This window comes from Paenibacillus elgii NBRC 100335, assembly GCF_004000865.1.
GTDB lineage: Bacteria > Bacillota > Bacilli > Paenibacillales > NBRC-103111 > Paenibacillus_G > Paenibacillus_G elgii.
In genome coordinates, this window is record NZ_BIMB01000040.1 from 24,132 (window position 1) to 37,187 (window position 13,056).

General features: G+C 54.8%; 12 protein-coding genes. 3 read left to right on the forward strand and 9 right to left on the reverse strand.

Features of this window, described 5'->3' with window-relative positions; genetic code table 11:
* Positions 1-6: 6 nt before the first annotated feature.
* Entirely contained in the window at positions 7-945 is a 939-nt protein-coding gene (locus tag PEL01S_RS24385) for a carbohydrate ABC transporter permease (protein WP_127462113.1), read from the reverse strand.
* A 17-nt stretch (positions 946-962) separates the two neighbouring features.
* The gene (locus tag PEL01S_RS24390; protein ID WP_239551472.1) at positions 963-2,273 is read right to left on the reverse strand and encodes an ABC transporter substrate-binding protein; all 1,311 of its coding nucleotides are present in this window, start codon (positions 2,271-2,273) and stop codon (positions 963-965) included.
* A 241-nt stretch (positions 2,274-2,514) separates the two neighbouring features.
* Between PEL01S_RS24390 and PEL01S_RS24395 the strand changes: the two genes are divergently transcribed.
* Positions 2,515-3,570, forward strand: a complete 1,056-nt coding sequence (locus PEL01S_RS24395) for a LacI family DNA-binding transcriptional regulator (protein ID WP_108531560.1) — start codon at positions 2,515-2,517, stop codon at positions 3,568-3,570.
* Positions 3,571-3,597: 27 nt separating this feature from the next.
* Here PEL01S_RS24395 and nagA read toward each other — a convergent pair whose 3' ends face one another.
* The 4 genes from nagA to cls all read right to left on the reverse strand — a co-directional run bounded on the left by nagA (position 3,598) and on the right by cls (position 7,882).
* Complete coding sequence (nagA, locus tag PEL01S_RS24400) at positions 3,598-4,749, reverse strand: N-acetylglucosamine-6-phosphate deacetylase (RefSeq protein WP_063183985.1); 1,152 nt, start codon at positions 4,747-4,749, stop codon at positions 3,598-3,600.
* Between the two features lie 97 nt (positions 4,750-4,846).
* The gene (locus PEL01S_RS24405) at positions 4,847-5,611 is read right to left on the reverse strand and encodes a class I SAM-dependent methyltransferase (protein ID WP_063183984.1); all 765 of its coding nucleotides are present in this window, start codon (positions 5,609-5,611) and stop codon (positions 4,847-4,849) included.
* Between the two features lie 133 nt (positions 5,612-5,744).
* Complete coding sequence (locus PEL01S_RS24410; protein WP_231884783.1) at positions 5,745-6,362, reverse strand: C40 family peptidase; 618 nt, start codon at positions 6,360-6,362, stop codon at positions 5,745-5,747.
* 74 nt (positions 6,363-6,436) lie between these two features.
* Positions 6,437-7,882: a cardiolipin synthase gene (cls, locus tag PEL01S_RS24415; RefSeq protein ID WP_063183983.1), complete on the reverse strand. Its 1,446-nt coding sequence runs from the start codon at positions 7,880-7,882 to the stop codon at positions 6,437-6,439.
* Positions 7,883-8,081: 199 nt separating this feature from the next.
* On the opposite strand from cls, the gene PEL01S_RS24420 reads away from it, so the two are divergent.
* A complete protein-coding gene (locus tag PEL01S_RS24420; protein ID WP_063183982.1) occupies positions 8,082-8,645 on the forward strand; it encodes a nitroreductase family protein in 564 nt (187 codons plus the stop codon).
* 93 nt (positions 8,646-8,738) lie between these two features.
* Here PEL01S_RS24420 and PEL01S_RS24425 read toward each other — a convergent pair whose 3' ends face one another.
* Entirely contained in the window at positions 8,739-9,416 is a 678-nt protein-coding gene (locus PEL01S_RS24425) for an MOSC domain-containing protein (RefSeq protein WP_063183981.1), read from the reverse strand.
* Between the two features lie 123 nt (positions 9,417-9,539).
* The gene (locus PEL01S_RS24430) at positions 9,540-10,931 is read right to left on the reverse strand and encodes an Nramp family divalent metal transporter (protein WP_255320156.1); all 1,392 of its coding nucleotides are present in this window, start codon (positions 10,929-10,931) and stop codon (positions 9,540-9,542) included.
* 302 nt (positions 10,932-11,233) lie between these two features.
* On the opposite strand from PEL01S_RS24430, the gene PEL01S_RS24435 reads away from it, so the two are divergent.
* Entirely contained in the window at positions 11,234-11,497 is a 264-nt protein-coding gene (locus tag PEL01S_RS24435) for a hypothetical protein (protein WP_029191591.1), read from the forward strand.
* Between the two features lie 79 nt (positions 11,498-11,576).
* On the opposite strand, the gene glgA is transcribed toward PEL01S_RS24435, so the two are convergent.
* A complete protein-coding gene (gene glgA, locus PEL01S_RS24440; protein WP_063183979.1) occupies positions 11,577-13,022 on the reverse strand; it encodes a glycogen synthase GlgA in 1,446 nt (481 codons plus the stop codon).
* Between the last annotated feature and the right edge of the window lie 34 nt (positions 13,023-13,056).

Consider the following 13,056-nt stretch of genomic DNA (forward strand, 5'->3'; position numbering starts at 1 on the left):
CTCCTTTCAATGCTCCCATTGGGACCGCCCCCATTGGAGCTGCAGCAGCGTCACCAGCAAAATAATGAGCAAAAATACCGCCGCCATCGCCGAAGCGTAGCCCATATTCGAGTTGCCAAACGCCTGATCGTAGATGTTCAATGCCAGCACTCGCGTTTCGTTGAACGGCTCCCCCTTGGTCATGACCTGGAATTGGGGGAACGCCTGGAAATACGAGACGACGGTCGTAACCGTCACGAACAGCGTCGAGCGGCTGAGCAGCGGCAGCGTGATATGCCGGAACATGTGCCACCGGCTCGCGCCGTCCAGCGTCGCCGCTTCGTAGTACATGTCGGGGATCGAATCGAGCCCGGCGATGAACAGGACGATATTGTAGCCGATGTCCGCCCACAGCGTCATGACAATGACCGACAGCAGCGCATAGTTCGGATCGCTCAGCCAATGCACCGCCGGGATGTGCAGCTTGCTCAGCACCAGGTTGAACAGGCCTTGATCGCTGAACATCGTCCCCCAGACGACGGCCGACCCGGACAGCGGCGCAATCGCGGGCAGAAAAAAGACGGTGCGGAACACGCTGCGCAGCCGCCGTGACCGGACCCGGTGAATCCCGAGCGCAATCAGCAGCGTAATGATAATGTTGACGACGACCGTGAACGCAACGAACTTGAACGTCACCCATAACGATTTCAGGAAGATAGCATCGTGAAACAGCCGGACATAATTGTCCAATCCGACAAACGGCGACTGGTCCGCCAGCGGGCTGAATTTGTAGAACGATAAGATCAGGCTCCAGGCGATCGGAGCGAAGGCGAACAGGCCGAACAGCAGCAGAATCGGCGTCAAGGATACGAACGCGAACCGTTTTTCCTTGCGGTTTTGGGCGGCTGCGCTGCTCCGGAGCGCTTTGCCGCCGGGCTTGCTGGGTATACTAGAGCTGTTTTCCATCCCTTAACACTCCCGGTTTACTTGTGTTGATCTTGATTATCGTTGACGGCCTTCTCGATCGCTTTCAATCCGTTTTCCACCGTTTCCTTCCCGCTCACCATGAGCTGGAAATGATCGTTGATTTGCTTAAAGAAATGATCGCGGTCCCAGATGAGACCGATCCATTGCCCGTGGGGCAGCAAGCCGACGGATGTCCTCATGAACGGATTTTTGCTCACGAATTCCGGGTCCTCCGCGACCTCCTTCTTGGCCGGTACCGTGAAGGTGCCGAGGTTCCACGCCTTCAGATTTTCTTTCGACGAGAGGAATTGAATGAAGTCCCACGCTTCCTTGGACGCCTTGCTCTTCTTCGAAACGACCAGCCCCCACCCGGACTCGGCCGCAAAGGACGGCGGATTGTCGGTAAAGGACGGCACCGGCACGTATTCGAAATCTTTCGCCTTATAATTGTCGAGACCGGCGGCAATCGTCCACGGTCCCCGATAGGTCATCGCCGCCCCGCCCTTGAAGAAGTAGTCGGACGAATCGAGCTGTCCCCCGAAAGCCGTCAGGTCGGTCACTTGGTCCCGCACAACCAGATCCTTCAGCGTCGTCATTGCCTTCACCGCCTCCGGCGTCTGGAAATTGACATGGCCGTCGCTGCCCCAATACTTGCCGTTCTGCTGCAAAATCATCGACAGGAACGTAAATGTAATGTTGTCCCCCGAGATGAAATCGAAGCCGTTCACCTTCATCCCGCTGCCGTCGCGCACCGTCAAAGCCTTAGCGCTGTCGACCAGCTCCGTCCATGTTTTCGGCGGATAAGCGAGTCCTTTGTCGCTAAACATTTTGGGATGCGTCAGCATGCCGCCGTTCTCGATATTGAATTCGAGCGGAAGCCCGTACAGCTTGCCGTCCCACTTAAACCCGCCGAGCGGGGCCTCGTAATACGCTTTGCCGGCCTCCTCGCCGCCCGGAACCTCCGATAGTAGCCCATTCTTGGAATATTCCGGCACCCACGTGCCGAACGCTTCGGCAATATCCGGCGGATTTTGCGCGGAGAACGACGCTTTCAGCTTTTGGTTATAGACGTCGTACGGGAAGCTTTGATAGCTGATTTCCACATTTGGGTGCGCTTTCATGTAGCTGTCAATCAGCTTCTTATAATTATCGTTGAATGCCTCCGCCTGATGGCTCCAGAACACCAGTTTCACCTTTTGGCCGTTCCCCCCGCCTGCATTGCCGTCAGCTGTACCGGGCGTCGGCGCTGTCGAGCAGCCGGATAGTGCCACAGATAAGCCCAGAGCGGCAAAAAGCGATGCCATAGTCAATCGTTGTGCACCTTTCATTCGAGTTCCCCTTTCTCGTAAATCGTTTATCGTGGATTGGAATCGATTACCTATCCAAAATGTACCGCTTTCATTGCGCAAAGTCAATAATTATTTTTCAAATATTTGCGGCAATTATTGCAAAAATATATTTCGTTTTGCAGTGATCATTTCAGTTGACCTGACGCCCCGTTTTGCGTAACATGAAAAGTAGAATTTGCGGCAAATTTTCTCATTATCCGATAAGAAGCGGGGTTACGTTATGCCAACACTGAAAGATATCGCGGACCGCGTCGGCGTGTCCGTCTCCACGGTGTCCCGCGTCTTGGCCAACGACGCCAACCGAACCGTGAATACCGCAACCAAACAAAAAATATGGGACGTCGCCCGGGAGCTCGGCTATCAGATCAAATCATCCGGCGACGACGGCAGAGGCGCACGAGGCATCGGCTGTATCGTGTCAACGCTTCAGAACCGCCACTATCACCCTTACTTCTCGGTCATTTGCGACGGCATCGAGAAGGAGCTGGCCAAGCACGGCTATAAAATCGCCTTCACCTATACGCAGGAAGAGCTGAAAAAGCCGGAAATTTTGAAGCATGTCGTTCAGGATAGCCAGGTCGAGGGCTTGATCGTTATCGAAGGTATTGAGGCCAAGTTATACAACCATCTGAAAAAGCACATGCGCAACATTGTCGGCATCGATGTGTCAGACCCCGACATTCCAACGATATCGTACGACCGGGTGGAGGCGGCGCGGCAGGCGGTCCATCATCTGATCGAGCAAGGCCACCGCGACATTTTGTTTATCGGAGGCACCGGACGCTCCGGCAAATTCGAGAAGGAGAAGCGCTACCGGGGCTACCGGACGGCTTTGGAGCAGGCGGGGCTGCCGATTCGGGCGCAGCGGATCATCGACGCCGGATGGGAGCCGAACAACGCGTATCAGCTCATGCTGCGGTATCTGGACAAGCACGTCGAAGATTTGCCGACGGCGGTTTTTGCCGCAAGCGACATTATGGCGATGGCGGCGATGCGGGCAATTGCCGAGAAGGGCTACCGCATTCCGAGCGAGTTCGCCATCGTCGGCTTCGACGATAACGAGCCGTCGCGCTACACGATTCCGCCGCTGTCCACGATCCATATTCCGACGTACGAGATCGGCGTTGTTGCCGCAAAAACGATGCTGCAATGCATCCGCGATCCGTACCCGCTACCGATCAAAATTTTGGTGCCGTTCGAGCCGATGTTCCGCCAATCGAGCGAATGGATATTGCCGGGAGAAGCCGCCCACAACAACAAAAGGACAGCCGAGTGAACTTTCGCTCGGTCTGTCCTTTTTCGTTTATACCGCTTGGCCGCCGTACACCATTTCGCCTTCGATCATCGTCCACCGGACGTGGTAGTCCGCGTCCAGCAGCACGATATCGGCGTCGGCGCCCGGCTCGATCCGCCCCTTGCCGGTCAAGCCGAGAATGCGGGCCGGCGTCGTTGAAGCCATCGCGACGGCTTCATGCAGCGGAATGCCCAGCTCTACCGTCTGACGGAGCGCCATGTTCATCGTGACCGTGCTGGAGGCAAGCGAGCCGTCCTGGAGCCGGGCGACGCCGTCCTTCACTTCCACCTGATGGCCGCCGAACAGGTACGTTCCGTCGCCAAGTCCCATCGCCTGCAGCGCATCGGTAATGAGCACCATTCCTTCCGGGCCTTTCATCCGGTGCATCAGCCGGACGATGGCCGGATGCAGATGGACGCCGTCGACGATCGCTTGCAAGCTGACGCGTTCGTCCTCAAGCGCCGCGACGATGAGACCGGGCTCCCGGTGATGAATCGGCCGCATCCCGTTGAAGCAGTGCGTCATATGGCTGGCGCCCAGCGCGAACGCCTCTTTCGCTTCCTCGTAAGTCGCATCGGAGTGCGCCAGCGCAACGATGATTCCTTTGGCAGCCAAATGCGCCACAAGCTCTTTGCCACCGGGAAGCTCGGGAGCCAGCGTCACCATTTTCATTAGGTCGCCGGTCTGCCGGAGGATCTCCTCCATTTCCGCGAGATCGGGGTGCCGCAGGTAGCGCTCATTCTGCATACCTTTCCGCTTCGGATGCAAGTAAGGACCTTCCATATGAATTCCGGCAATTCGCGCTCCGGGTTCACGTCCGGCCACACGCCGTACACACTCGATCATCGCCAGAAGCTGCTCGATCGTCGAGCTGACCGAAGTCGCCAGAAACGAAGTGCAGCCGGTCCGCACGCAGGCGCGGGACACCGCTTCAATGCTTTCGCACGTGCCGTCCATCATGTCGAACCCGTCCGCTCCGTGGATGTGGACGTCGATCATTCCAGGAATCAGCAGCCCGCCTTGGCCGTCGATGACGTTCGGCCCCTCCTGCCCCCCTTCCTTCACTTCGGCGATCCGCCCGTTCTCTACGAGCACGGAAGCCAGCGGCAGCACTTGATCGGCAAGCGCAACTCGAACATTCGTTATCCAACGATTTGTCATGGGACGTACGACCTCCAAGTATAATAAGATTCAAATCATGGCAGTGGCCGGAATTCCGCATCGAACAAAAAACTTTGGCCTGATCCAAGCATTCAACTTACGGCTTGGCAGCCGTCAAAATAAACCGGCTGCACGTCGTGTCGATATAACCGTGCTTGCGGATATGGACATGTATTTCTCCCAGGGCGCCCTCATACTTCCGTACGGAGAAATCCGGAATCTGCCACGGGATCGCCTGCAAATAATAAATGATGGCTCCGATATCGTAGAACCTTGTCTTCGTGTGTTCCTCGTCACGAAATGTGATCCGTAGCCCGGCACGCTCCAGCCCCTCCGCCGCCACTTCAAGGCGCCAATCGGCAAGCTCGAATGGCGGTGCGCCGAGCCAATCGTTGATTTCCCTATCGTTGTCCCCGCCGACCTGCTGCGTAAGGAACGTGCCGCCCGGCTTCAGGATGCGTACGACTTCCTGCGGAGCGAACGATTCATGACGGTTGATGACCAGTTCAAACCGGGCGTCCTCCAATGCAAGACGCTCGTCGTCTTTCACCGGCACGACCGGCACGCCCAGCGGCTTCAGCCGTTCTGCGGCAACCGGGATATTCGGCTCATAGCCTTCGGTCGCCACGGTATCCGCCGGAAGCGGCGCGAGCGAAGCAAGAAACTCGCCACCACCCGTGCCCATGTCCAGCAGCGACCGGACGGCGGACAGCCGTTCCCGGACGTGAACGTAATAATTCCAGCGAAGCGGAAACTCTCGCATTCTTCCCGTATCGGTCAGACGCGAGAAATCCCATCCGGCAAACGGTTGATCGGTCTCGTTCAAGTAGTATTCAAATTCGGTTGGAGCAGGTTGAACCACCTTTTTCACCCCCGTGTTTGGTTAGAAACAAAAAAATAGCGCTGCACCGCCGCAACGCTAAAGCGTCCGACAGGCTTCGCTATTCATTATGGATCAAATTTTCATTTTTTTCAACAAAAATAAATTGTTTCTCCTATTTTTGATCCGGAATAACTCGCCGTGCGAACAAGAAATGCTGGTACCAATACTCTCCTTCTTTCTCGTCCTTATGAATATTGCTGATCACTACGCCGATCCCGGGCTGATACGTATGAAGAATTTTTCCTTCCCCCATATAGATCCCCACATGCCGGACTTTATTGAGACCCGTTTCATTCGGAAAATCTTCGTCCGAGAAAAACATCAAGTCGCCTCGCCGCATGTTCATGAACGCAATTTCTGTTCCTTGTACCGCTTGCTCTCTGGCGTTATAGCCTAGCGAGACCCCGTGATGACCGTACAAATATTGAACGTAGGACGAGCAATCGAACGCCTTGTCCTCAAACCGTTCCGTCCCGTAGACGTATGGAGTCCCCATATATTTGACGCCTTCCGCGATAATGGCATCGGCCGTTGTGCGCCACGATTTGGCGCCGCCAGCTTCCTTCATGCGCACGCTGCTGTCCGGCGTGGGCGGCAAGGCCGCTTTTTCACCCGGCACGTTCGAGTTGATCCGGCTTTTCGGCTGCGGCTGACTGCAGGAAGCAGCCGCTCCTGCAACGAACAGCAAGACGGATAGCGTCCATACGATGCTTTGCCACGATTTGCCCATGCAATCCCTCCTCCTCCCTATTGTGAAAATAGGAAGGCAAGGCTATGCGAGGGAATTGATGGCGGGACCGCGATCTATAAGATCGGCGACAGCAATCGGGTAACCGACTCGCGCGCGCGGTGAAAGCGCGGACGGCTGTAATACCGCTCCAGCGTCAATTCCGTGCAGTGCTTCAGATCGTGTTCGAATATTTTTTTCAGCTTGGACGCGGTATTCCCTCCGTAGATCAAAGCATTGACTTCAAAATTGAGCTTGAAGCTGCGGATATCGATATTAGCCGTTCCGACGGACCCGACCTTCCCATCGGCTACGATCGTCTTGGCATGTATGAAGCCCCGGTGATACAAGTAGCACTTGACGCCGACATCGAGCAGATCGCCCAAATAAGAGAACGACGCCCAATATACGATTTTATGATCAGGTACGGCAGGAAGCATAATTTTGATGTCCACCCCGGATAATGCGGCCATCTTCAATGCATTCAGCAGACTTTCGTCAGGAATGAAATACGGCGTCTGCAAATAAACGGACGCCTTGGCGGAGTTGATCACTTTAATATAGGCATTTTTGATCTGCTCCCGATCGTTGTTAGGTCCGCTCGACAAAATTTGCACCCCTGCGTGCCCCTCGTGAATCGGCAGCGGGAAATACTCCTCGATCGGGTTCAGCTTGATTCGTGAAGCCAGATTCCAATCCATAATGAACTGCGCCTGCATCTGAAGCACGGAGCTGCCTTCAATTCGCAGATGCGTATCCCGCCACGGGCCGAAGCGCGAATCCAGCCCCAGATACTCATCCCCGACGTTAAACCCGCCGATGTATCCGCACGTTCCGTCGATGATCGCCAGCTTCCGGTGATTCCGGAAGTTCAGCCGCATGTTCACATACGGAATGCGGGACGGGAAAAAGGCGGATGCCTGCCCACCTGCCGCCAGAAGCGGCCGGAAGAAGTGCTTGGATAGTCCCGCGCACCCAATATCGTCGTATAAAAAACGGACCTGCACGCCTTCCTTCGCCTTTTCGCTGAGCGCGGCGATCAGCCTCCGGCCCAATCCGTCGTCCCGGACAATGTAATACATCAGATGAATGTGATGCTTCGCCCCGGCGATCGCCTCGAAGAGCGAGTCGAATTTGCGGTTGCCTTCCGTAAAAATGTCGATCCGGTTATCTTGCGTAAAGAAGGCGTAGCCGTTCTGCAAATTCATATAGATCATATCATGGTAATCTTCCATGACCGGATCGTGGTATTCGATCCGGCGCATAGCGACCGCATCAATCTGCTTCTCGACCAGCAGCGCCATGTTATGCAGCTGCGCTTCCTGCGCTTTATAAATTTTGCGCTTGCTGAGGTTTTGCCCGAACAGCAAATAAGCGACGAATCCAATCCCCGGCAAAAACAGCAGGACCATCAGCCACGCCCACGTGACTCCGATATTTCGTCGCTCCAGAAAGATGACGGCAAACGCAAACATGATGTTAATAAACGAAAGCACGAAGTATAAATTTCCGAAGATGTTCAACCTGCCAGCCACCTTTTTTACTGCCCAACGGACCTTATGATCCTTTCATTGTAGCATTGGGCCTTAACCGGGGCAACCGGGTAGAGCCGTCACTGCGGATTGAAAACATGCCGGAAAAAGCATACAATAATCGTTGATCGTCAGCGTCATCATTCCTTAATTTCATTATTTATTGGACTGGTTTGGAGGAGCGGAAATCATGACTAATACGATTACGGAAGCGCTGCGCCACCGTAGAGCCGTGCGCAATTTTCAAGCCCGCGAAGTCGAAACGGACAAGATCGAAAAGCTGCTGGAGGCTGCAACGTCGGCGCCGAACGACCGGCTTCGAGAGCCGTGGCACTTCTATGTGGTGCGTGGCGAGGCCAAGGAGCGCTACACGGAACTGGCGCTTGCCTTCCTGCAGGAGCGGTTTCCTACGAAGCCGGAGCTGATCGAAGCTTCCATGACGGCGGTCCGGAACACGCCGCTTCTTATCGTTGTCGCATCGGATGTCGTGCCAGGCGATGCGGAAGCGTCCGAGGACAACGAATACGCCGTTGCCTGCGCCATCCATTCCATGTGGCTGGCGGCCGGCGAGCTTGGCCTTGGCATGGTTTGGAGAACCCGGGGCGTCGGCTTGGTCCGGGACGAACGGCTTCACCGTTTTGTAGGCGCGACGGAAGGGCAAAAAATCATAGCCACGCTTTGCGTAGGCTACCCCGAAGGCGAAGCTGCGCCGACGAAACGAACGACGTTCACGGAAAAAACTACGTGGCTGTAATCTGAATCGCAAAAAGGACGTGCCCCATGCTTCTATAGCATGTGGACACGTCCTTTTTTCACAAAGCCGAAGCCGACAACCCGCCTCGGCTCCTTAGGCTTGACCGGTCAACCGTTCCTTCGTATCGGTTTCGATGCCGCCGAGCCGTTTCTCGAACGTTTTGCGCCAGCTGTCGGACAGCTGATCAACGGCCAGCATGGCGCGCATTCCTTCTGCATTCTGCTTCTCATGATGCATTATGCGATTGGCGAACGTAACCGTTCGGCCATGCGAATGACGCTCCAGCAAGATTAGCTCGTCCTCTGCGGCGACGTTCCCTTCCTGCAGCACCCGGAAGTAATAGCCGGTATAGCCGGTGTTCTGCACCCAGAGCGGCAGCTCGGGTACGCCGTATTTAACCGACAGCTTGAAGCAAGGCTGTCGCGGCTGGCTGACCTGCAGTATGGCGCCGCCTACCTGAAATGTATCCCCGATACAGACATCGTCTTCCAGCAAGCCTCGCGTCGTCAAATTTTCGCCAAATGCGCCGTATTGCAACTCTCTTCCGAGCTGCTTGACCCAATAAGCATAATGCTCGTAAGGATAGACGCACACCGCTTTGTCTTTGCCGCCGTGATGTACTAGATCCGCCTGCCCGTCCCCGTCGAAATTCAAGGAAGACAGGAATACCTCACCCTCGACGGGATGCTTGTAAATGCCCGTGGACACTTCCTTTTTCTCAAACGGAACGGGTTGTGGTTTACCTACATTAAGAGAAACAATCTTGATCATCTTCTACTCCAGCTCCTGCCATCGAAAATTGCATTGTTCATTTCACTATACAGGAAAATACGCCGGCATAAAAGAACTCATTAGAACGTAATGTAGAGCATTCCTATTCCTGTTCCCAGGCGGTCAGTCTGCGAACGTGGCATAGAGCAGGTAAATATTCAATGCCAGAATAAAGATGGCAACAATCCAAGACAAGACCGTCAGCCACCGGGCATTGACGAATTCGCCCATTTTTTTCTTATCGCTCGTAAATTTAACGAGAGGGATGACGGCGAACGACAATTGGAAAGATAAGATGACCTGGCTGAGAATGAGCAGCTTCGCCGTTCCGCTCTCTCCCGCAATAGCGGTAACGATGACGGCAGGGATGATCGCAATCAGTCGTGTGATCAACCGGCGCAACCACGAAGGCATCCGGAAGTTGAGGAAGCCTTCCATAACGATCTGCCCGGCCAGCGTCCCGGTTAACGTCGAGTTTTGTCCCGAGGCCAGAAGCGCTACACCGAACAAAATACTTCCGACAGCGGTTCCCAGCAGCGGCGTCAGCAGTTGATAAGCGTCGTTGATTTCCGCCACTTCGGTTAAGCCCGCCCGGTGAAATGTCGCAGCCGATAATATCAGAATCGCCGCATTAATGAATAGCGCGAAAAACAAAGCGATGCTCGAATCCCAAGTGGCGTATTTGATCGCCTGCCGCTTACCGGCCGTCGTCTGCTCGAATTGCCGCGTTTGCACGATCGACGAATGAAGATACAGGTTATGCGGCATGACCGTCGCACCCAAAATGCCGATGGCAATGTAAAGCATAGCCGGATTGGTAACGATCTGCGTCGTCGGTACGAATCCCAAGGCGATACCGCCGATGTCCGGCTTGGACAAAAAGATTTCGACCGCGAAGCAGGCGCCGATCGTCGCGATCAGCACGATGACCAACGTTTCGATGTAACGGAAGCCTTTGTTTTGCAGCAGCAGCACAAGCAGCACGTCCAGCACGGTGATCATGACCCCGTACAGCAGCGGAATACCGAACAGCAGCTGCAGCGCAATGGCCGAACCGATGACCTCGGCCAGATCGCACGCGGCGATGGCCAGCTCGCACAACACCCACAGCATCATCGAGACCGGCTTGCTATAGTGGTCGCGGCACGCTTGAGCAAGGTCCCGGCCGGTGACGATTCCGAGCTTCCCGGCAAGCGCCTGCAGCAGAACCGCCATCAGATTCGAAATCAGAATAACCGATAACAGCGAGTAGCCGAATACGGAGCCTCCGGCAATAGCCGTAGCCCAGTTCCCCGGGTCCATATACCCTACGGCAACCAAATAACCAGGTCCGGCAAAAGCCAAAAACTTTTTAATCCAGCTTCCGCTCTTCGGGATTTTCAAGGAACGGTATACTTCAGGCAGCGTATGCTGCGTTCTTTCCAATCTCCAGCCACTCTCGTTTTCCGTACGCTCTTTTCTTTTGGCACTCGGGCTTTGTTCGATTCTCGTTTGTACTCCCAGTTCTTCATTCATGGTCTACACCTCAATCTGTATATATTCCAGCAACAAGATGCCCCAGTCAAAAAATGATGTCATAATCTAACATTCATGTCCCGGGCTAAATTTGTTGTCCTAGCGCAACTTTTAGGGTAAAAAAATAGTCGTAGAAAATACTATTCAGATTAAAATAATTCTATACTAAAAATTTTACTCATCTATTCGCTTTCGTCAAGAATTATTTTTTAGGAGGCGCGGCGGGGATAAAACCTTGAGCGAGAATCTAGCGGGAATACATCCGCAGAAAGGGGCATATCGTAGGAAACAGCGTTCCATTCGTGGGGCGACCATCGAAAGCGAAAGGGTTGGATGAGACGATGTGGGAAAGCGTGCTAAAAAAAGATCAGTTCGAGATTCAGATGAATCCGACGTACAAGTCGATCCTGTTCCAGGTTTCGGACACGACGACAGGATCGGAAGGCAGGCCGGCATTAGTGCTGAACCAAGCCGAGCTGTTCGAACTGCTGCACGCCTTTCTGGCGATTAACCGCTCCTTTAACCGGGAGACCATGTACTATGAAGAGGAGCCTGACGGCGCCTAAGCCAAAAAAGAAGGCCGGATACGCGCACCTGAATAGCGCTGCCGGCCTTCGCTCCATTGGGACGAAGTTGCTGGTTCGCTCACTGCCCAACCTCGGATGCAACCGCCAATTGACGGTACAAGTCGGCATATTGCTGAGCCGATCTGCGCCAGCTGAAATCTTTTTTCTTGATGTTGTTCATCAGGTTCGTCCACACGCCCGGCTCCCGGTATAACCGAACGGCGCGCTCGATTGTGAACAGCATGTCATGGGCGTTATAATTCGTAAAGCTGAAACCGGTCCCTTCCCCGGTCGTTTCGTCATAAGGCGTCACGGTATCCCGCAGTCCGCCGGTCTCGCGGACGATCGGGACGGAGCGATACCGCATCGCAATCAGCTGGCCAATCCCGCACGGCTCGAACAGCGAAGGCATCAAGAACAGATCCGACCCGGCATAAATTTGGCGGGCCAGCGCTTCGTCGAACAAAATTTGCGCCGACAGCTTGTCCGGAAACATGCCAGCGGCCCAGCGGAACAGTTCCTCGAACCGCGGCTCCCCAGTACCCAGTACAACCCACTGCGCATCAAGCGCCATTAGCTCGGCGATCATCCGGTCGATGAGCGCAAGCCCCTTCTGGTCAACCAGACGCGTCACCAGCGCGATCAACGGTACGTCCTTGTCAACTGGCAGGCCCAGACGCTCTTGCAGCTTCAGCTTGTTCGCCTGCTTTTTCGCATATGAATCCCGGTAGTTGAACTCCAGATGCGGGTCCGTCATCGGATCGAATTCCTCGTAATCGATCCCGTTCAGTATGCCTTGCAGCCGGCCGTTTTGGCTGCGCAGCAGCCCGTCGAGATGCTCCCCGTAATACGGCGTCTGGATTTCTTCCGCATACGTCGGGCTGACAGTCGTAATATAATCCGAGTACAGCAGACCGCCCTTCAGAAAGCTTGCCCCGCCGTGCATCTCCAGCGCATACCCGTGCAGATGCTCTTCCCCCAGGGCAAAAAAGTCCTGAAACTGCTCTTTGCCGAAGACGCCCTGGTATTTCAGGTTATGAATCGTAACGATCGTTTTGAGATGGGAGTACAGCGGCTGGTGGCTGAAATGCGCCCTGTAGAGCACCGGAATCATACCCGCCTGCCAGTCGTGGCAGTGCAGCAGGTCCGGCATATAATCGATATGCGGCAAAGCGTCAAGCACGGCGCGGCAGTAGAAGGCGAAGCGTTCCGCATCGTCACCGTAGCCGTAACAGCCCTTGCGCCGGAAGTAAAATTCGTTATCGACAAAATAAAATGCGATCCCGTCATGCTCCAGCTTCTGGATCCCGCAGTATAAGCTTCTCCAGCCCATCTGGAGAGTAAAGGAAGCGACGGTTTCCATCTGCTCCGTGAAACGTGCCGGAATGTCCTCGTACTTGGGCAGGATGACCCGGACGTCGATCCCCTGCTTCGCCAGCTCCTTGGGCAGCGAGCCGATGACATCGGCAAGTCCCCCCGTCTTGACAAAAGGTACGGCTTCTGACGCGGCAAATAACACTTTCATGGCTTCCGTTCCCTCCTTTTAAAATCCGGTGAAT